The sequence below is a fragment of the Gilliamella sp. CG25 genome, assembly GCF_046635705.1.
In the GTDB taxonomy this organism is placed as follows: domain Bacteria; phylum Pseudomonadota; class Gammaproteobacteria; order Enterobacterales; family Orbaceae; genus Gilliamella; species Gilliamella apicola_I.
The window spans coordinates 25497-45377 of the sequence record NZ_JBIDFJ010000009.1; the positions used below are offsets into that span (position 1 = coordinate 25497).

Sequence of the window (19881 nt, forward strand, 5' to 3'; positions counted from 1 at the left end):
TTAGCTGTTAAAATTAATGAATACGTCTGATTTTAAATTAATTATTTCTAACAACGGTTAATTATTAAAAAACGTGTTTACCTAGTTTTAAACTAATATTGTTTATAAAGATAAGTTTCGTTGTTATTATGCTAAATATGGTTTTGTTAATGGCGTTTTTTTATGTCATGTAATTGATCATTTTATTATGGCAAATAAAAATTTTGTTATGTTTTTTATTTAAAGTCTGGTTATAATTTAACTAATCTTAATATATAAAAGTTGATATGTTAAAAAAACTATTGTTTTTATTATTGTTTAATTCATTCACTGTTTTTGCTGCTAACCAAGAATGTGCAGTAAAACCCAGCTATGACATTGTAATAAGTAAACAGAATGTCCATATTTTTAATGATAAAAATGATTTATTGATTTCACCAACAGGAAAGATTATTTTCAATAATCAGTCGGTTTCGCCTTCTCCTCAATTGAAGCAAAATGCATTAAAATTTCAGCGTGCTTTACGTCAACAACTTCCAGAATTAGAACAACAAGCATTGAACTTGTTAGATGAAGTTAATACAACCTTCAAAAAAGCCATTATTACAAAATTGGATGATGATAGCGGATTACATGAACAACTCAAAAAATTATATAAACGATTAGTAAACTTATTACACCAATCGATTATCACTGAAAATAATGAAACCCATTTTTATTATAAAAATTTTAATAATTTAAAAAAAGATGGTGAACAGATTGGGCAACGAATTTTTTATAATATTGTCGGTAATAGTATTTTGCATTTTCGCCTGTTCAAAAATTATGGGGGAATTAAACAAATATCGAAAAATGAGTGGAAAACTCAAAAACCAAAATTAAAAGCTTTTGATAGTAAAATTTGTTCGGTAATTACAAATGTTGATACACAATATAAACAGATATTATCTGAACTTAGTCAAGCAAACGATAAGTGAATAGACATTAATAACAACTTTTGCGAAAATAAAGACTTTAGTGTTTAAAATAAGTAAGTATAGAAGCTCATGACTGCACATATAATTAATGGTAAAGCGTTAGCACAACAAATACGAAACGAAATTGCTAATAAGGTAAAAGTTCGGGTTGAAAATGGGTTATCTATTCCTGGGCTTGCTGTTATTCAAGTCGGTTCAGATCCTGCATCAAAAATATACGTAAACAATAAGCAAAAAGCTTGTGATGATGTTGGTTTTGCTTCATTTGCTTATGATTTTCCCACATCAACAACTGAAGCATTATTAGCATTGATAGATGAATTAAATCAGCGATCTGATGTGCATGGTATTTTGGTGCAACTTCCTCTCCCTGAAAATATTGATAAAACTAAAGTGCTTGAACGAATCGATCCGAATAAAGATGTTGATGGTTTTCATCCGTATAATATTGGTCATTTGTTACAGCGTGATCCACTTTTACGTCCATGTACACCCTATGGTGTGGTTAAAATGCTTGAATCGACCGGTATCAATTTATCTGGATTAAATGCCACTGTGGTTGGTGCTTCAAGTATTGTTGGTCGTCCCATGGCGTTAGAACTGCTTTTATTGGGTTGCACAACGACAATTACACATAGTAGAACGGTCGATTTAGCAAAGCATGTTAATAATGCTGATATTGTTATCGCTGGGGTCGGAATTGCCAATTATGTGAAAGGCGAATGGATTAAACCCGGCGCTATTGTTATTGATGTCGGTATTAATCGTTTACCTGACGGTAAGCTTGTTGGCGATGTAGAATTTGATACTGCCGTAAAACGCGCGGGTTGGATAACACCTGTTCCCGGTGGTGTAGGGCCAATGACGGTCGCTATGTTAATGAGCAATACACTTCAAGCTTGTGAAAAATTAAGTAATTGAGTTCAATTAATCGAAACTCATTTAAGGTTTATTTGTTAGATTTACATTAAATAAAAATGAAAATAAGGAACATTTATGATCGTATTTCACACTACATATGGTGATATAAAAATTAATACTTTTGATGATAAAGCACCGGAAACGGTTAAAAACTTTGTCGAGTATTGTAAAGATGGGTTTTATAATAACACTATTTTTCATCGTGTTATTAATAATTTTATGATTCAAGGTGGTGGTTTTGAACCGGGTATGAAACAAAAAAAGACGAAAGCACCGATTCAAAATGAAGCCGCAAATGGATTAAAAAACAATCGTGGTACATTGGCGATGGCACGTACATCAGATCCGCATTCAGCTACAGCACAATTTTTTATCAACGTGGTTGATAATGATTATTTAAATTATCGTTCAGCAGATGTTAACGGTTTTGGCTATTGTGTCTTTGCCGAAGTGGTTGATGGACTTGATGTCGTTGATAAGATCAAAGCGGTTAAAACGGGACGTAATGGTATGCATTCCGATGTTCCAGTCGAAGACGTGATTATTACGAGTGTCACGGTTGAATAATCCTGTCCGTTATTTTATCGCTGATATCCATTTATCAGATAGTGAGCCTGTGGCTGATTCATTTAATATTAGCGCAGGCTTTTTCTCGTTTCTTGACACATTACCTAAATACAGTGAACTTTACATTTTAGGTGATTTATTTGATTATTGGGTGGGTGATGATGTTAATTCTAAATTACAAAATCAAGTTGCAGATGCATTAAAATTACTCTCTCAACGTCATATTAAAAAATATTTTGTTCATGGTAATCGTGATTTTTTATTAGGTAAAAGATTTGCTGAAACTTGTGATATGATCTTATTACCAGATATAAATTGCTTACCAAATCAAAACGGAAAAATTCTATTTTTACATGGCGATTTGCTCTGTACAGATGATCTTCAATATCAAAAGTTTCGTAAAGTTATGCATAACCGATGGTTGCAAAAACTTTTCTTAATGATGCCATTATTCATCCGTTTGAAAATTGCTGCAAAATTAAGACAACAAAGTCGTGAACGTAATCAAGTTAAATCAGCGTATATTATGGATGTTAATCAGCAAACGGTTGACAGTATGATGAAACATTATCATGCAGATATTATGGTGCATGGTCATACACATAAACCTGCTGTTCATGATTTTTTAGTGGACAATAAACCTGTAAAAAGGCTTGTACTGGGTGCATGGCATGATGGTATTTCGTATATTAAACAAGAAAAAGATAGTGCTCAATTAACTCTTTATAACCACTCTTGTAAATAAGCGCTTTGCAAAATAGAATCGGTTTTTCCATAATCTAATAATTTTCCTTGTTCCAAAATGACCACATCGTGAGCGATACGTTTGACTTCGTTTATGTTATGAGTGACATAAATTATTGGGATGTTTAGTTCATTAACCAATTTTTCGATGTAGCTTAACATCTCTTTTTTACGCGGCATATCTAACGCTGATAAAGGCTCATCCATTAATAATAGTTTAGGATGAGTTAATAGTGCTCGACCAATAGCGACTCGTTGCTTTTCACCGCCTGACAACATGGCTGGATAGCGTAATAATAAAGGGCGAATATTGAGTACATCGACGATTTCATCAAATCGTGACATTGTGATTTTTTTTGCACCATAGGTTAAGTTTTTTATGACCCGGTAGTGGGGAAAGAGCAAAGGATCTTGAAATACGGTGCCAATATCTCTTTTTTCAGGCAAAACAAAAATTTTTTGTTCTTCATCATATAAGGTTGTGCCATTAAGTTGGATAAAACCATGGTCAGGTTTAATTAAACCATTAATCAAATTAATCAGTGTCGATTTACCCGCACCCGATACCCCTAATACGGCAGTCACACCTTGACAAGGAATTTGAAGTTTAAATTCAAATAAAAAACGGGAAAGTTGTTTTTTTACATCAAGATTTAACATCATTTATCAGCCTGCTATCTTTTTTTTATGCCAGCGGTTTGATATTTCAGATAAGAATAACGCCACTAGCGATAAGATAATGGAGATAATGCAAAGTCGAAAAGCGGCGAATTCACCATTTGGTATTTGCAATAAAGTATACATGGCTAAAGGCAATGTACGGGTTTCACCCTGTATATTTGAAACAAAGGTAATCGTTGCACCAAATTCACCTAAACAGCGAGCAAAACCAAGAATTATGCCCATTAAAATACCAGGAAAGGCTAATGGTAATGTTATGGTTATAAACACTCGTAACGGTTTTGCACCTAACGTGCGAGCAACTTGTTCAAGGCGGTAGTCAATCGATTCTATCGCCAAGCGAATTGAACGTACCATTAAGGGAAAAGCAACCACGGCTGAAGCTAACGCGGCCCCTTGCCAATTAAAACTAAAACTAATATCTAAATAACGATAAAGCCATTTACCGATTATTCCCTGTTTGCCCATGGTCAACAGTAGCAAATATCCCAACACTACAGGTGGCAAAACTAAAGGAAGATGAACAAAACTATCCAAACAAGATTTTCCCCAAAATTGGCATCGAGCCAAAATCCATGCGGTGAAAATACCGATGGGTAAACTGCAAGCAATGGCTACGCCTGCAATTTTTAAACTTAGCAATAAGGTTTGCCATTCAAAGTCTGTCAGTAGCATAGTGATAATGTGTTATTGCGTGATAAATCCATATTTTTCAAAAATTATTTTAGCATTGGGTGATTGCAAATATTGATAGAAATTTTGTGCTTCAGGTTTCAATAAAGCGATCGGGTACTCAATCGAGGTAAATGTATTGGCAGGAAACGTCCCTACTATTTTCACTTTATTACTTACTTTAGCATCTGTGCTGTAGACAATCCCAAGTACGGCTTCGTTGCGTTCAACTAACATTAAAGCATCACGAACATTACTTGCCGGTGCAAACTGAGGGGATAATTGATCATATACCCCTAAATTTGTTAATGACTCTTTAGCATAAAGTCCTGCTGGCACATGATCGGGATCGCCAATAGCCAGTTTTTCATTTTTAGGCAAAATAGCATTCCAATTCGTTGTAGAATTAATCTCAACTTTATCAATCGAAGACTGTTTTGGTGCAATAAGTACTAAAGCATTTTTGAGTAAGTTATCTTTATGGTTAACAAGATGATGATCAATCAAGTAAGTCATCCATTTCTGATCGGCAGACATAAAAATATCAGCCGGTGCACCTTGTTCAATCTGTTTGGCTAACACGGATGATGAGGCAAATGAAAACACAATCTCAACATTTTTATGATCGGTTTGATATTCATTTGCAATATCTTGCATAACGTTCGTCAGTGAAGCCGCAGCAAAAACAGTTATCTTCTCAATGGCTGAAACAGAAACGCTAAATAGAGTGGTTGCTGTCAACAGTGTTACGGCTAACAATGTTTTTATGTATTTGTTCATCCTCTTCCTCGCTCGATATAGGTTGTTTTAATATGACCTATCATATTGGTTTAACTAAAGTTGTCATAACAGATAGCTAATCGTTATATAAAATATTATATAGCGATGCTATCAAAATTCGTTAATAAAGTACAATTAAACTTTTTGATATTTAGGATTGATTCGACAATCGAAAGCGTGTTTAACGGTATAGGGAAATTGCTAAGTCATTTTATTGCTAATCAATCAATTAGTAAGATCGATTCATTTTTTGGTGGATGGCTAAAAAGCGTTTACAATAACAGAAATCTTTTGGTGACGGGTCGCTTTGAAATAAGCGCAATAATGGCTAACATCATGTTTTATCCTGAAATTTTACTGACATTAAATCTGAATCAACACCGGTTTGTCGATCCTCGTCGAATAGCCTTACTTAAAGCGATTGAGCAAACAGGCTCATTAAGTCAGGCTGCAAAACAAGTCGGCATGAGTTACAAAACTGCATGGGATGCTATTAATGAAATGAATGCGTTAGCCCCGACTCCTTTTTTTATTACCTCAATTGGTGGCAAGAAGGGCGGTGGAACAAAGCTTAGTCCTTATGCAGTAAGATTTATTCAGCTTTATGAGTTGCTAACGCAATTACAGCAAAATGCTTTTAATATATTGAGTGATGATAAAGTTCCACTCGATGATATTTTAAAAACGACAGCAAAGTTATCTTTGCAAACCAGTGCACGTAATCAGTTATATGGTAGTATTAAGCAATTAGAGATCAATGAGGTCGCTGGCTATATCACCGTTCTATTAAGCGATAATCAAACTGAATTGAAAGTTAATATTACCCAATCAAGCGTGCAACGATTAAAATTGAGTCCAAATAAAACTGTTATGTTACTCATTAAAGCCCCTGCCATTGAATTTAATCATCTTCATGAAAACTGTTTATCGGCAAAAGTGGTGCAAATTAAAAGCGATAAACATTGGAGTGAAATTCAATTATTATTGCCCTCTGGGCTTGCCATTTATGCGACCAAATTAACCCAAGAAATAGAAAAATTGGCAATAACTAAAGACAAGAAGATTATGCTGTCTATTGATCCACAGCACATTATTATCGCTACCTTAATATAATATTGAATAAATGGAGGTATCCATGTTACGAATTGAAAATGCGGTTTATAAGATTAGTGATTATCGTGTATTTGATATTGAATCTTTGACGCTCAACTCAGGCAGTAGTTTAGCGTGTATTGGTCGTAACGGCAGCGGTAAATCGGTTTTTGTGAAAGCTATCGCTGGAGAGTTACCCCTATTATCTGGTATAATTGTTAACCAATTTAAATCCATTGCCCATATCTCGTTTGAGCAACTGCAAAAATTGATTGATGACGAATGGAAGCGAAATAATACAGATATGTTAAGTGAAGGTGAGCACGATACTGGATTAACGACTTCGCAAATTATTCAACAAGCCCATGCAAATGAATCTTTGTGTCAGCAATTAGCGCAACAATTTGGTATTAGCGAACTTTTAAGCCGTCGATTTAAATATCTGTCAACTGGTGAAACCCGCAAAGCATTGATTTGTCGAACGTTAATGGTAAAACCCGATTTATTGATTTTAGATGAACCCTTTGACGGATTAGATGTGCAATCACGTGAAAACTTATCTCAAATCCTTGAGGGGTTGGTCAAACAAGGAATTACTATCATATTGGTTTTAAATCGATTTAATGATATTCCCCCATTCATTGAAAATATTGGACTATTAGCCGATTGTCAACTCTTGAAAATGGGTAAAAAAGATACAATATTAAAGGATGAAATAATCCAGCAGCTGGTTAATTTGGAAAATCTGCCTGATATGTCATTACCAGAAGCAGATGAATCACCTATTGAACTTGCCGATCACTTAGATCGTATCATTTTAAATAACGGCTATGTTTATTATGACGATAAAGCGGTGATTAATGGATTAACTTGGCAGGTTAAAGCGCATCAAAATTGGCAAATTATCGGGCCTAATGGTGCCGGTAAATCGACACTATTAAGTTTAATCACAGGCGATCATCCTCAAGGTTACAGCAATGATTTGACACTTTTTGGGCGTAAACGTGGCTCTGGTGAAACCATTTGGGACATAAAACGTCATATAGGCTATGTCAGCAGTAGCTTCCATTTAGACTATCGAGTGAGTACCAGCGTTAAAAATGTCCTTTTGTCCGGTTATTTTGATTCTGTTGGGGTTTATCGAACAGCGAGTGATAAACAAAATAAGCTAGCGGATAAATGGCTACAACTACTTGGTTTATATTCTCAGGCTAATAAACCGTTTCAATCGCTTTCTTGGGGGCAACAGCGCTTAGTTTTGATTGCCAGAGCATTGGTTAAACATCCTACATTATTAATATTGGATGAACCCTTACAAGGATTAGATTATTTAAATCGAGAATTAGTCAAACGTTGGATAGATTGCTTAATTGTTGATGGGCATACACAATTGTTATTTGTGTCTCATCATGCTGAAGATGCCCCTAAATGCATCACTCATCGATTAACTTTTGTACCTACAACTGATGTTAACTATCAATATAAGATTGAAGAGATTAATTAGTTTGTTAGTTTTTTGCTATTAAAAACTATTTAAAAATAGAAAAAAACAATTAAATAAAGGCGATTTAATCCCTAAATTTTTTGTTGAAATTTGAAAAAATTTTAAAAAGACTATACTTATGGAGTTATCCCCCAACCCTGTGGGTAACTCTGTGAGTAGTTTATTCAAAACAGTAAAAAACTCAGTTTCTATAAGGTTTTGTATTGAACTGTTTAGATTGTAAGCGTAATGGAATGAAATTAATAATATCAATAAGTTATCATAAATCAAGTTGTCATTAGTAAGCGGCGATTAATTGAATTTATGTTAACTGAACAAAAAATATAACATTTTAAAAGGTCAAGCCCTTTTGGGGATAATTTTTATTAATAGGTAAAATTTTAGGTTACGACGTAATGAAAAAATTCAAATTGTGTTCCGATTTTAAACCTGCCGGCGACCAGCCAGAAGCGATTAAAAGGATTAATCAAAATCTTGATGACGGAATAGCACATCAAACATTATTAGGCGTGACTGGCTCAGGTAAAACGTTTACGATGGCAAATGTCATTGCTAAACATAATCGCCCAACGATTATTTTAGCGCCAAATAAAACACTTGCTGCACAGTTATATGGCGAGATGAAAGCTTTTTTTCCTGAAAATGCTGTTGAGTACTTTGTTTCTTACTATGATTATTACCAGCCAGAATCTTATGTACCTTCAACCGATACATTTATTGAAAAAGATGCATCGATTAATGAACATATCGAACAAATGCGACTTTCGGCAACAAAATCTTTATTGGAACGTCGTGATGTCGTCATAGTCGCTTCGGTATCAGCGATTTATGGCTTAGGTGCGCCAGAAACTTACATGTCAATGATTTTGCATTTAACTAAAGGTACGATTACCGATCAGCGCTCGATATTAACCCGTTTGGCTGAATTACAATATACGCGTAATGACCTTGGATTTAGTCGTGGTACTTTCCGAGTTCGTGGTGATGTCATCGATATTTTTCCGGCTGATTCGGATGAACTTGCGGTAAGGGTAGAACTATTTGATGATGAAGTCGATCGAATTACATTATTCGACCCATTGACAGGTAATAGCGTTAATGAGGTATCACGTATAACTATCTATCCAAAAACCCACTATGTTACACCAAGAAACATTATGGAAAATGCGATTGCTCAAATTAAGCTCGAACTTAAAGAGCGTCAGAAAGTACTACTTGATAATCAACGACTGTTAGAAGAACAACGTTTAACGCAACGTACGTTATTTGATATTGAGATGATGACCGAATTAGGCTACTGCTCGGGTATCGAAAACTATTCACGGTTTTTATCACAGCGCAAACCGGGCGATCCGCCGGCAACGTTATTTGATTATCTACCGGCTGACGGATTATTGTTTATTGATGAATCCCATGTTGCTATTCCCCAACTAGGTGCAATGTATAATGGCGACCGTTCACGTAAACTTAATTTGGTTGAATATGGTTTTCGTTTGCCGTCAGCGTTGGACAACCGTCCATTGAAATTTTCTGAATTTGAAAATATTATGCCGCAAACAATTTATGTATCGGCAACACCGGCAAAATATGAAATCGAAAAATCGGGTGGCGAAATCATCGAACAAGTGGTTAGACCAACAGGCTTGCTAGATCCTATTATTGAAATAAGACCGGTGGCAACGCAAGTTGATGACTTGCTTTCGGAAATTAAAATCCGCATGCAAAATGAAGAGCGGGTATTAGTTACCACCTTAACCAAAAAAATGGCAGAAAATCTAACCGATTATTTATCGGAGCATAATGTGAAAGTGAAGTATTTGCATTCTGATATTAATACGGTTGAACGCATGGAGATTATTCGGGATTTACGGTTAGGCAAGGTAGATGTGCTTGTTGGAATTAACTTATTACGTGAGGGATTAGATATTCCTGAAGTCTCGCTTATTGCGATTTTAGATGCTGACCGAGAGGGCTTTTTACGTTCTGAAAGTTCTTTAATTCAGACAGTAGGACGTGCCGCGCGTAATGTAAATGGTAAAGCGATTTTGTATGCTGATAAAATTACGCCAGCAATGCAAAAAACCATTGATGAAACCGCTCGACGTCGAAAAAAACAGGAAGATTTTAATACTGCACATGGCATTACACCAAAATCAGTACGTAAAGAGATTAAAGATATTTTAGAAGCAGGATTAAGCACTAAAAAATCAACGGCGAAAGTCCAAGCTTTTGAACCAGGTAAACCGTATCATTATGTCTCTGTCAAAGAGGTTCAAGCCAGAGTGAAAGAGCTAGAAGCAATGATGTATGAAGCAGCACAAAATCTTGAATTTGAAAAAGCAGGTGTGTTGCGTGATGAAATAAAAAAATTACGTGCAGATTTTATTAAGGTTTCTTAATTAATCATCTTATAAGGAATAAATGATGACAATAACACGAATTGATCCAGCTGAACGTTGGTCTGAAGCGGTAATACACAATGATGTAATTTATTATACCAGTGTACCGACTAATTTAATCGACGATGCTTATGCACAAACTAAAAGTGCACTGGCTGAAATAGATAATATGTTAGCCAGAGCAAATAGTGATAAAACACAGCTTTTAGATGTCACCATTTTTCTTGCCCACAAAAGTGATTTTATCGCAATGAATAAAGCATGGGATGAATGGGTAGCAAAAGGTAGTGCGCCCGTTCGTTGTACGGTACATTGTGCGCTGATGGTAGAAGCGTATCTGGTTGAAATAAAAGTTATTGCTGCGGTTAAAGCGTAAATTAAAATTGATGCACATGCTACCTTTGTTATGTAGGCAAGGGTGGCATGGTGTATATCCTTAACGATCCTTTTTATCCCCATTCATAAAATTTTAGTGTATACTTTATCTACTTAATCTTTTAAATATTCATACAATTTTCTATGCGTATTCAACCTAAAATTGCTATTGTTATGGGCTCCAAAAGTGATTGGGCAACGATGCAACATGCTGCTGACGTGCTCGATATACTCAGTCTTCCTTATCATGTTGAAGTCGTATCTGCTCATCGTACTCCAGATAAACTGTTTCAATTTGCTCAGGACGCAAAGCAAAAGGGCATTGATGTGATTATTGCTGGTGCTGGCGGTGCAGCTCACTTACCGGGTATGTTAGCGGCTAAAACGCTTGTCCCTGTACTGGGTGTACCTGTTCAAACCGCAGCTTTAAGTGGGGTAGATAGTCTTTATTCAATTGTGCAAATGCCTAAAGGCATTCCTGTTGGTACGCTAGCGATTGGTAAAGCTGGGGCAGCAAATGCCGCTTTACTTGCGGCGCAAATTCTTTCCTTGCATGATGCCGATATTTTCCAACGATTATCCCTTTGGCGATTAAGTCAAACGGATGATGTCCTTAATCATCCCGATCCGCGAGTTGAAGATTAACATGACAATGAAAACGGTATGTGTACTTGGAAACGGGCAATTAGGACGAATGTTAAGACAAGCGGGGGAGCCTTTAGGGATAAAAGTCTATCCTGTTGGCATAGATGTTGAACCCGATTCAATTCCTTATCAACAGTCGGTGATTACTGCTGAAATTGAACGTTGGCCTGATACGCCTTTTACCAAGCTTTTAGCTAACCATCCTCAATTTGTTAATCGCCATGTATTCCCTATTATTGCCGATCGTTTAACGCAAAAACAGTTACTCGATGGACTTGGTCTACCAACAGCGAAATGGCATTCACTTGAACATCAACAACAGTGGACAAATCTGTTTGCACAGTTAGGACAACGTTTGATTGTTAAACGTCGAACAGGCGGATATGACGGTCGTGGTCAATGGCGGATTAACGATGAAAATAACGTCAATATACCCGATGAAGTTTATGGTCATGCGATCGTTGAGCAAACCATTAAATTTGAAAAAGAAGTTTCACTAATTGGGGCACGTAATGCCAATGGGGACAAAGTTTTTTATCCGTTGACTAACAATTTACATCAAGACGGTATTCTAAAAATGAGTGTTGTCTTACAGGATGAATACAAAATATTACAGTCAAAAGCTGAACACATGTTATCGGCTATTATGGATAAACTAAATTATGTGGGTGTCATGGCGATGGAGTGTTTTGTGATGGGTAATGATTTGCTCATTAACGAACTGGCGCCTCGTGTGCATAATAGTGGACATTGGACACAAAATGGTGCTTCAATTAGTCAGTTTGAACTGCATTTAAGGGCTTTATTAGGATTGCCACTACCTAAGCCAGATGTCTTTACCCCTTCAATTATGGTGAATTTAATCGGTACAGAACTCAATAAAAAATGGTTATCGATTGATTTAGTGCATCTGCATTGGTACGAAAAGGAAGTCCGAGTTGGGCGTAAAGTAGGGCATATCAATTTAACACATGATAATCCAGATAAATTAAAGCAATCTTTAGCTAGTTTGATATCGTTATTACCAGTGGAATATCAATCGGCTATTGAATGGGTGAAACAGAAATTATAATAATATGAATACAAGGGATTGAGTGTGATCGACTTCAATAAAAAAATTAACTATCAACGTAGCGCAAGCAAAACCCGAGAAAAGATAACCAATCTCTACTCAATAATTCGTTGTTTCGAAAGCGATCGAGGAAGGATCCTTAACTCTGCTGCGATTCGCCGTTTACAGCAAAAAACACAAGTTTTTCCATTAGAGCGTAATTCAGTTGTCAGAACACGATTAACCCACTCCATGGAAGTACAACAGGTAGGGCGTTATATTGTTAAAGAGATCATTCATCGTCTTAGCAACGCCGGAAAACTGGAACAATTGGGATTAGAACAAGTTATTATGCCGATTGAAAGTTTGGTTGAAATGGCTTGTTTAATGCATGATATTGGTAATCCTCCTTTCGGACACTTTGGTGAAAAAGCAATTAACCAATGGTTTGGCTCACGATTAAAAATTCATGCATCATCTTATTATCCTGTGCTTGAAATACAAAAAACGGATAATACTGAGCTTCAGGAGTTGAAAAGTAAAATCCGTCAAGACTTATGCAATTTTGAAGGTAATGCACAAGCCATACGATTAGTTCATACCATTTTGCGATTAAATCTTACTTATTCGCAAATTGCATCAATATTAAAATATTCCAAACCTGCCTATTGGTTGCGTGAAGTTCCCGCTCAATTTTCCTATTTGATGAAAAAACCGGGATATTACTTATCTGAAGATCCTTTTATCAAAGAGTTATCTGAACAACTTGATATTGAACCTTTTCACCGTTATCCACTCACTTATATTATGGAAGCAGCAGATGATATCTCTTACTGTATTGCCGATCTTGAAGATGCAGTTGAAAAAAAATTATTTTCTGTACAACAACTTTATGAATATTTAAAGGACGCTTGGGGGCCAACCAAACCTGGTGATCTTTTTGATAAAGTTGTCGAGCGTTCATATGAAAATCTAAGACAAAATCAATTTAATGCGATAGCTATTGGGCAATTTTTCATGTATTTACGTGTTAACACTATCACAAAACTCGTCCCTCATGCTGCTGAACGTTTTATTGAAAATATCGAGGAGATATACCATGGTTCATTTAATAATGCGCTCTTAGAAGGTAACGGGGCTGAATATAAATTATTAAATATCTTTAAAACGGTTGGGGTCAAATATGTTTTTAATCATGAATCTGTTGAAAATATTGAATTACAAGGTCACCGAATTATCAGTGGATTGTTAGATATCTATAGTCCTTTACTCGATATGCCAACCCATGATTTTTTAAAATTAGTAAAAGACGATAATCACAAAGAATACCCGATTGAAACACGGCTTTATCATAAACTTTCCGCTAAACATCGGGATGCTTATCAACAAGCTATTAAGAATAAAGATGAAACGAAAGAGACTTTTCAAAGTTGGGAGTTCTATTATCGTTGTCGTTTGTTGCAAGATTATATTAGCGGCATGACTGATCACTTTGCTTTTGATGAATACCGCAAGTTAATGGTGACCTTCTAATTAAATTAATGAATAGATTAAAAGGCACTACAAAAACGCAATAGCACCAGATTAGTGCATCAAACGCTATCGAGTTAAATTTTCTTGATAACCCAATAGAGCTTATCAGCTCAATCATTTGTTATACAATTCATGTTTTATACCTGCATGATAACGCTTCATCATTGCTTATCTAAAATCACAACAAATTAATCTTAATCAAAGCTGGCATAACCTTTGCATTATGTTGATTACCCATAGTAAAAGATGAGGAGTTACATAGATGAAATTAGTGACTGTTGTGATTAAACCTTTCAAATTAGAAGAGGTCAGAGAATCACTTTCAAATATTGGTATCACTGGATTAACTGTTACAGAAGTAAAAGGGTTTGGGCGGCAAAAAGGTCATGCCGAACTTTATCGGGGTGCAGAATACACTGTTAATTTTTTACCTAAAGTGAAAATAGAGTTAGCGATCAGTGACGATCAACTCGACGAAGCTATTACCACAATTTGTCAGGCAGCTTATACCGGCAAAATTGGCGACGGAAAAATTTTTGTTACGCCATTGATGCACGTTGTTCGGATCCGAACGGGTGAAACCGATGAGTTAGCACTATAAATAGGGATAATATTATGTTAAAAAAATTAAGTTTAGTGTTTGGATTATTGGTTTCTGGTTCAGTATTGGCAAATGAAGTTCCTATTGCTAATAAAGCGGATAATGGTTTTATGATGATTTGTACTGCACTGGTACTATTTATGTCCGTACCGGGTATCGCACTCTTTTATGGTGGATTATTACGTTCTAAAAACGTGTTATCCATGTTGTCACAAGTATTGGTTACTTTTTCATTAATCACCGTGCTTTGGATAACGTATGGCTATACCTTATCCTTTGGTCAAGGAAATTGGTTTTTTGGTAACTTCGACCATTTTTTATTAATTGGCGTGAAGATAACGGACTTCTCGGGAACGATTTATGAGCTGATTTGGATCGCTTTTCAAGGCTCTTTTGCCTGTATAACCTGCTGTTTAATACTGGGGGCTTTTGCGGAACGTATTCGTTTTTCAGCAGTATTAATTTTTATGGTAATTTGGTTTACATTCGCCTATATACCGATGGCTCATATGGTTTGGGGCGGGGGTATATTAGGGGATGAAGGGTCATTAGATTTTGCTGGTGGTACGGTGGTTCATATTAATGCTTCAGTTGCCGGATTAATTGGCGCCTATCTGCTTAAAAACCGTATCGGTTATAATCGTGAGCCCTTAAAACCTTTCAATTTACCTTATGTGTACTTAGGGGCAGCAATTCTTTATATTGGCTGGTTTGGTTTTAATGCGGGATCGGCAACACAAGCCGATGAGATTGCCAGCTTGGCTTTTATTAATACGGTCGCAGCAACGGCAGCCGCCGTTTTAGCGTGGACCATTGCCGAATGGGTATTGCGAGGTAAACCATCATGTTTAGGCGCTGCTTCAGGGGTTATTGCTGGATTAGTTGGCATAACGCCAGCCGCTGGATTTGTCGGCGTTGGTGGCGCAATGTTAATTGGTTTGATTTGTGGTTTTGCCGGTGTTTGGGGCGTATCTTCTCTTAAAAAAAGGTTAAAAATTGATGACACCTGTGATGTGTTTGGAGTACATGGCGTCTGTGGTATTGTAGGTTGTCTGCTAACAGGTATATTTACAGCAGAATCGTTAGGCGGCATTGGTTATGCCCAAGGCATGAATATGCTAAGCCAATTAGGTATCCAATTATTGAGTGTGATTACCTGTGTTGTTTGGACAGCTATTATCGCATTGATTGGTTATAAAATTGCCGATTTGTCAGTTGGATTACGTGTATCAGAAGAGCATGAACGTGAAGGATTAGATATTAACAGCCATGGTGAAAGTGCCTTTAACAGTTAGCACTGATAAATATTAGTATTTGTTCTAACAAACCTATTAAATAAATTACAGGGCTTATACCCTGTAATTTATTAGACCTAGTATTAATTATTGTTAAAACTATTTTTTAATCATCCCAAAGCATAATGGCATTATCTTCAGTTAAGATTAAAGGTGGAGCAAACAAATGTTCTTTTATTTGTGTTGGGATCACATCAACATCACTTAGATCAAGTTCAACATCTGGGTATACTTTAGCCATCTCTTTCAATCGAGTACCAAGTAATTCCTTTACTTTATTGGACTCTTTAGCCAAAGCTATCTCATCTTTTAACATACCGATTTGTTTCTCATGGTGTTCGGATTCAAATATTTCCCCAAATATAAATGAAAACTCTTTATTTTTACGAAAAGTATTTTTTTCGTTGTACTCTTTTTCTTTATACTCAGTATGATGTAATTTAAGCTCCTTAATACGTAATGCAATGATTTCATCTACGCAATCCGGATAATTTAGTTTAGAGTCTAAATAGCTTAAAGTATTTTGTTTTGTTACTGATTCACTGTTTTGTACTAAGGTAAATAATGGTTTTTTATGTGTCTTCATTCTATAACTTCCTTTCTATTTCAGGACAATAATATAACAATGTGTCGGACAATGAAAAAAACGATTGTTACTTGTTTTCTTAAGATACTTCTTGTTACGGTGCTACATCAGTATAAAATAACTAACTTCCAGTTTTTTTGTAATTTCCTTATAACAAGTCGATTAAATGCTATTCAACAATTAATAAATCAAGTTAAAAAATTATTATTTACTTTATTTTTACAAGACGAAAATTAAAATTTAATGCCTCCTGTCATTACTAATACGCTTTATAATGGATAAAACTAACCAAGAACTTAACACTAATTTCGAATAAAAATACCAATAAAATTACCAATTCTGTTCGGCTAACTCGTTTTCATATCACTCTTTAAATCAAATTCAGCTTGATCTCCATAATGAGAAAATATCGACATAGGTATAAGCTTTCCTAAGAAAATAACTATATTGTTAAGCAAATAATTACTTAAACTGTCGAGATGATAGTGTTTTTCTGGAAATAATGTTGTGTTCGATATGATAATTTTATTTGGCTTAATAATTCCTTTTGTTACAGCCGCTTTTGGAGATGATTTCTCGTGATAAGAAGTACTTCTTACTAGTTGTTGATCACATTCCATTACGCCTATTTTTGTTAATACTTGAAAAAATAATTTTTGAGTTAAAACGGTTATTCTTCGTTTAGACCAAGAAAATATTGCCAATTTAACAAGACTAATCACTAAATGGTGGCTTAGTAGACGTTTTTCAAGGTCTTGAAACATCATAATCCTATTCCTCTATATTATTTTATTGATTTAAAAAATAAAAATGTAGAAACAAGTATAACAAATCAAACTATTAAGGTTACAAAAGTATAGAAATTGTTCATTGCAATAAAGATTGTGGAGGAATATGTTTAAATTAAACATAAAAAATGGATAAGACATTTTGCTAGACGCATTTAAATTTAATATTTATTCGATCTTATTCACTCTCACATTCTTATTAAAATATTAGGATGACTATATAGCAGTAACTTAAATTAACGGCTAAGTTGTCTAACCAATATTGAATACAACAAACTCATTACATTCATCTTAATTTTATCGATCACCATTCTTTTAAGCCGGTTTAACTCACTAAATAGGCTAATCAGACAAGATGAATGAATAACAATTCACGACAAAAACTTCAATCTACGTTATACTAATGATTAATTTAGTAAAAATTATAAATTTTGAATTAAAAATGCCGTCTTTTTAAGCTGTTAAATACTGTTATTATTAGATGTTTTTGATTAATATTTGACAAATGATAAATAAACAACTTAACATGAACTGGATTCATCTAAAAAAGTAATTTAAAACCAGCAAGTCCTTCTTTTCAATACTTGTCCTACATATTATTGTTTGTAAATGTAAAGATGAAAGTTGAAAAACAGCTAACTGAAGTTTGACCGTCGAAGTACAGGAGAATTACAGATGTATGATGAAAATAAATATTTGGCACAAAGCCGTATCGTTAATCGTTATCAATTAGCTAAACTACATACTTTTGAATCAGCAGCTCGCCATTTATCATTCGCTTTAGCCGCAGAAGAGCTTTGTATTAGCCCAAGTGCTGTCAGTCATCAAATCAATAAATTAGAAGATGAGCTAGGTTTTAAGTTATTTCAGCGTTTTCATCGTCGTATTGAATTGACTTATAATGGCAAAAATCTTTTTAGTGCAGTAAAAAATTCGCTTCGTAATTTGAATCAAGAAATTCTGGAAATAACGAATCAAGAGGCAGCTGGAACATTAACGGTCTATGCAAAACCGTCATTTACTCAATGTTGGTTAGTCCCTAAACTTGCTGAATTTACTCGGCAGTATCCGTATATCAGTTTGAATATTTTGTCCGGTAATGAAGTGAGTAATTTTAATCGTCATCATATTGACCTTGCCATCTATTTTGATGCGCTACGCTATGAAGAAGTTCGTTATGACCATTTGATGAATGAAACCATTATTCCAGTCTGTAGCCACGCTTATGCGCTTAAACAGGATTTATATGGTAATGTGGATAAATTGACCAATTGTACTTTATTGCATGACGGACAAGCTTGGGGACATGACTCCAACTTAGAAGAGTGGAAGTCATGGGCAAATAATTTTTCATTACCTTTTGAACTTAATGATATCCCCAAAATCATCTTTGATCGTTCTGATTTAGCTATTATTGCGGCTATTAACCATACCGGTATTGCCATGGGACGAAAACAGTTAATTAGTAAATATTTGGAAACGAAAGAGTTGGTTATGCCTTTTCCTGATATGGAATTATTATGTAAACAGCGTTATTACATTTTAAGACCACAAACCAAATATAATCCGAAAGCGGATATTTTTATTAAATGGCTTAAACGTTATGTTTAAGCCTTGATGTCAGAATTTGTATATATAAAGCGAATTAGTCTTATTCGTAAATTATAACGCCGTTATGAGCCTTTCTTAAGATTTTTCAGATTTAACAATGCAATGGCTGATAGAATAATGATGACGCCGATCCATTGCGTTAACAAGACAGATTCTTTCAAATAGAAATAAGAACAGGTCACGGCTATCGGAAGCTCAGCTGCCGATAATATCGCACTAAATGAAATGCCAATTTTTGGCATACCAACCGAAAATAAAAAGGGCGGTAAAACGGTTCCTAATAACGCCAATAAGAATCCTAATACATAAAGTGGGTCTGAAATACTGTATTTAAAAAAGAATAACGGTGGAAAAATTAAAAACGTAATAATACATGCACCCGTTATCATTAAGGCACTTTTTTCAAGCTTTGGTAAATCGTTACCCACATTACTACTGGTAGTGATAAAAAGGGAATACATTAAAGCGGCTAAAAATCCAAATAAACAGCCTGAAAAATTTAAATGAATGTCTTGATTAAGAACGCCTGCTGCTAAGCAACTACCGATGATGATAATGCCTACTGTCAAAAGTTGAACGCTACTGGGTTTATTTTTAAATATGACAAAATCAATAATGATACTGATCCATAAATATTGCATCAGTAGAATAATGGCTATTGATGCCGGAACTAATTGAACACACTGATAGTAGCAGATACCAACTAAGCCGGGAAAAATTCCAACAGCACACACTTTCCATTTTGGGGTAGAAGGAGAATGTTTAACAGGGGTTGCTTTGGGTTTATTTAAGCTTTTAACGATTAGGTGACTGCCCCATAGTATCAGCATACCCAAAAAACATTGCACACCGGTAACTTCACCTAATGTATATCCAGCTTGATAAGCGGTTTTTACAATAGAAGAGAGGACACCAAAACTACATGCCCCTAAAAAAACTAGAAAACTGCCTAAAAATTTTTCTTTCATATTTGAATCTCAATACTTTTGTAACAAAAAACTTCATCGATAATTTTCGATGTAAAACATAATTACAGGGGGATTAGCCCTGTCGTTTATTCAAGTTCATTAAATGAGTGAT

At 35.1% G+C, this 19881-nt stretch carries 20 protein-coding genes; 14 read left to right on the forward strand and 6 right to left on the reverse strand.

All coding sequences use genetic code 11. From position 1 onward, the window contains the following. Positions 1-266 precede the first annotated feature (266 nt). From ACGH6P_RS08085 to ACGH6P_RS08100, 4 genes are all read left to right on the forward strand, one after another. Entirely contained in the window at positions 267-956 is a 690-nt protein-coding gene (locus ACGH6P_RS08085) for a DUF2884 family protein (RefSeq protein ID WP_267361175.1), read from the forward strand. Between the two features lie 69 nt (positions 957-1025). Further along, positions 1026-1877 (forward strand): bifunctional methylenetetrahydrofolate dehydrogenase/methenyltetrahydrofolate cyclohydrolase FolD, encoded by an 852-nt coding sequence (gene folD, locus ACGH6P_RS08090; RefSeq protein ID WP_411597216.1) that lies wholly within the window; start codon positions 1026-1028, stop codon positions 1875-1877. Between the two features lie 75 nt (positions 1878-1952). After that, complete coding sequence (gene ppiB, locus ACGH6P_RS08095) at positions 1953-2444, forward strand: peptidylprolyl isomerase B (protein ID WP_267361177.1); 492 nt, start codon at positions 1953-1955, stop codon at positions 2442-2444. Further along, the gene (locus tag ACGH6P_RS08100; RefSeq protein ID WP_411597217.1) at positions 2437-3189 is read left to right on the forward strand and encodes a UDP-2,3-diacylglucosamine diphosphatase; all 753 of its coding nucleotides are present in this window, start codon (positions 2437-2439) and stop codon (positions 3187-3189) included. The genes ppiB and ACGH6P_RS08100 overlap by 8 nt, the downstream gene beginning before the upstream one ends. Here ACGH6P_RS08100 and modC read toward each other — a convergent pair. Genes modC through modA form a run of 3 tightly spaced genes read right to left on the reverse strand, consistent with a single transcriptional unit; the run spans position 3168 to position 5321 of the window. Continuing rightward, positions 3168-3851 (reverse strand): molybdenum ABC transporter ATP-binding protein, encoded by a 684-nt coding sequence (gene modC / locus ACGH6P_RS08105; RefSeq protein WP_411597218.1) that lies wholly within the window; start codon positions 3849-3851, stop codon positions 3168-3170. The genes ACGH6P_RS08100 and modC overlap by 22 nt on opposite strands. 3 nt (positions 3852-3854) lie before the next feature. Next, positions 3855-4544: a molybdate ABC transporter permease subunit gene (gene modB, locus ACGH6P_RS08110; RefSeq protein ID WP_411597219.1), complete on the reverse strand. Its 690-nt coding sequence runs from the start codon at positions 4542-4544 to the stop codon at positions 3855-3857. Positions 4545-4556: 12 nt separating this feature from the next. After that, positions 4557-5321, reverse strand: coding sequence for a molybdate ABC transporter substrate-binding protein (gene modA, locus ACGH6P_RS08115; protein WP_267351311.1), 765 nt, complete (start codon positions 5319-5321; stop codon positions 4557-4559). 324 nt (positions 5322-5645) lie between these two features. Between modA and ACGH6P_RS08120 the strand changes: the two genes are divergently transcribed. From ACGH6P_RS08120 to amtB, 9 genes are all read left to right on the forward strand, one after another. Continuing rightward, positions 5646-6434, forward strand: coding sequence for a TOBE domain-containing protein (locus tag ACGH6P_RS08120; protein ID WP_411597220.1), 789 nt, complete (start codon positions 5646-5648; stop codon positions 6432-6434). A 10-nt stretch (positions 6435-6444) separates the two neighbouring features. Next, on the forward strand, positions 6445-7917 hold the full coding sequence (gene modF, locus ACGH6P_RS08125) for a molybdate ABC transporter ATP-binding protein ModF (RefSeq protein WP_411597221.1): 1473 nt from the start codon (positions 6445-6447) through the stop codon (positions 7915-7917). A 395-nt stretch (positions 7918-8312) separates the two neighbouring features. Then, positions 8313-10316 (forward strand): excinuclease ABC subunit UvrB, encoded by a 2004-nt coding sequence (gene uvrB / locus ACGH6P_RS08130; protein WP_220216767.1) that lies wholly within the window; start codon positions 8313-8315, stop codon positions 10314-10316. A 25-nt stretch (positions 10317-10341) separates the two neighbouring features. After that, positions 10342-10692, forward strand: coding sequence for a RidA family protein (locus tag ACGH6P_RS08135; protein WP_411597222.1), 351 nt, complete (start codon positions 10342-10344; stop codon positions 10690-10692). A 143-nt stretch (positions 10693-10835) separates the two neighbouring features. After that, positions 10836-11336 (forward strand): 5-(carboxyamino)imidazole ribonucleotide mutase, encoded by a 501-nt coding sequence (purE, locus tag ACGH6P_RS08140; protein WP_267351318.1) that lies wholly within the window; start codon positions 10836-10838, stop codon positions 11334-11336. 7 nt (positions 11337-11343) lie between these two features. Then, positions 11344-12408 (forward strand): 5-(carboxyamino)imidazole ribonucleotide synthase, encoded by a 1065-nt coding sequence (gene purK / locus ACGH6P_RS08145; protein ID WP_411597262.1) that lies wholly within the window; start codon positions 11344-11346, stop codon positions 12406-12408. Positions 12409-12426: 18 nt separating this feature from the next. Further along, the gene (gene dgt / locus ACGH6P_RS08150; protein ID WP_411597223.1) at positions 12427-13920 is read left to right on the forward strand and encodes a dGTPase; all 1494 of its coding nucleotides are present in this window, start codon (positions 12427-12429) and stop codon (positions 13918-13920) included. A 262-nt stretch (positions 13921-14182) separates the two neighbouring features. Then, positions 14183-14521, forward strand: a complete 339-nt coding sequence (glnK, locus tag ACGH6P_RS08155; RefSeq protein WP_220216771.1) for a P-II family nitrogen regulator — start codon at positions 14183-14185, stop codon at positions 14519-14521. Between the two features lie 14 nt (positions 14522-14535). Continuing rightward, on the forward strand, positions 14536-15816 hold the full coding sequence (amtB, locus tag ACGH6P_RS08160) for an ammonium transporter AmtB (RefSeq protein ID WP_267361199.1): 1281 nt from the start codon (positions 14536-14538) through the stop codon (positions 15814-15816). Between the two features lie 106 nt (positions 15817-15922). Here amtB and ACGH6P_RS08165 read toward each other — a convergent pair whose 3' ends face one another. After that, positions 15923-16402, reverse strand: coding sequence for a hypothetical protein (locus tag ACGH6P_RS08165; RefSeq protein ID WP_267351326.1), 480 nt, complete (start codon positions 16400-16402; stop codon positions 15923-15925). Between the two features lie 347 nt (positions 16403-16749). Then, positions 16750-17169: a hypothetical protein gene (locus ACGH6P_RS08170; protein WP_267351328.1), complete on the reverse strand. Its 420-nt coding sequence runs from the start codon at positions 17167-17169 to the stop codon at positions 16750-16752. A 696-nt stretch (positions 17170-17865) separates the two neighbouring features. Between ACGH6P_RS08170 and dsdC the strand changes: the two genes are divergently transcribed. After that, complete coding sequence (gene dsdC / locus ACGH6P_RS08175) at positions 17866-18801, forward strand: DNA-binding transcriptional regulator DsdC (RefSeq protein WP_267361203.1); 936 nt, start codon at positions 17866-17868, stop codon at positions 18799-18801. 62 nt (positions 18802-18863) lie between these two features. Here dsdC and ACGH6P_RS08180 read toward each other — a convergent pair whose 3' ends face one another. Beyond that, a complete protein-coding gene (locus tag ACGH6P_RS08180) occupies positions 18864-19769 on the reverse strand; it encodes an EamA family transporter (protein WP_411597224.1) in 906 nt (301 codons plus the stop codon). Between the last annotated feature and the right edge of the window lie 112 nt (positions 19770-19881).

Excerpts from the sequence above, each read along its gene's own strand:
- ACGH6P_RS08085 (WP_267361175.1), top strand. The coding sequence starts at position 267 with ATGTTAAAAAAACTATTGTTTTTATTATTGTTTAATTCATTCACTGTT.
- folD (WP_411597216.1), top strand. The coding sequence starts at position 1,026 with ATGACTGCACATATAATTAATGGTAAAGCGTTAGCACAACAAATACGA.
- ppiB (WP_267361177.1), top strand. The coding sequence starts at position 1,953 with ATGATCGTATTTCACACTACATATGGTGATATAAAAATTAATACTTTT.
- modC (WP_411597218.1), bottom strand. The coding sequence starts at position 3,851 with ATGATGTTAAATCTTGATGTAAAAAAACAACTTTCCCGTTTTTTATTT.
- modB (WP_411597219.1), bottom strand. The coding sequence starts at position 4,544 with ATGCTACTGACAGACTTTGAATGGCAAACCTTATTGCTAAGTTTAAAA.
- modA (WP_267351311.1), bottom strand. The coding sequence starts at position 5,321 with ATGAACAAATACATAAAAACATTGTTAGCCGTAACACTGTTGACAGCA.
- ACGH6P_RS08120 (WP_411597220.1), top strand. The coding sequence starts at position 5,646 with ATGGCTAACATCATGTTTTATCCTGAAATTTTACTGACATTAAATCTG.
- modF (WP_411597221.1), top strand. The coding sequence starts at position 6,445 with ATGGAGGTATCCATGTTACGAATTGAAAATGCGGTTTATAAGATTAGT.
- uvrB (WP_220216767.1), top strand. The coding sequence starts at position 8,313 with ATGAAAAAATTCAAATTGTGTTCCGATTTTAAACCTGCCGGCGACCAG.
- ACGH6P_RS08135 (WP_411597222.1), top strand. The coding sequence starts at position 10,342 with ATGACAATAACACGAATTGATCCAGCTGAACGTTGGTCTGAAGCGGTA.
- purE (WP_267351318.1), top strand. The coding sequence starts at position 10,836 with ATGCGTATTCAACCTAAAATTGCTATTGTTATGGGCTCCAAAAGTGAT.
- purK (WP_411597262.1), top strand. The coding sequence starts at position 11,344 with ATGAAAACGGTATGTGTACTTGGAAACGGGCAATTAGGACGAATGTTA.
- glnK (WP_220216771.1), top strand. The coding sequence starts at position 14,183 with ATGAAATTAGTGACTGTTGTGATTAAACCTTTCAAATTAGAAGAGGTC.
- amtB (WP_267361199.1), top strand. The coding sequence starts at position 14,536 with ATGTTAAAAAAATTAAGTTTAGTGTTTGGATTATTGGTTTCTGGTTCA.
- ACGH6P_RS08165 (WP_267351326.1), bottom strand. The coding sequence starts at position 16,402 with ATGAAGACACATAAAAAACCATTATTTACCTTAGTACAAAACAGTGAA.
- ACGH6P_RS08170 (WP_267351328.1), bottom strand. The coding sequence starts at position 17,169 with ATGATGTTTCAAGACCTTGAAAAACGTCTACTAAGCCACCATTTAGTG.
- dsdC (WP_267361203.1), top strand. The coding sequence starts at position 17,866 with ATGTATGATGAAAATAAATATTTGGCACAAAGCCGTATCGTTAATCGT.
- ACGH6P_RS08180 (WP_411597224.1), bottom strand. The coding sequence starts at position 19,769 with ATGAAAGAAAAATTTTTAGGCAGTTTTCTAGTTTTTTTAGGGGCATGT.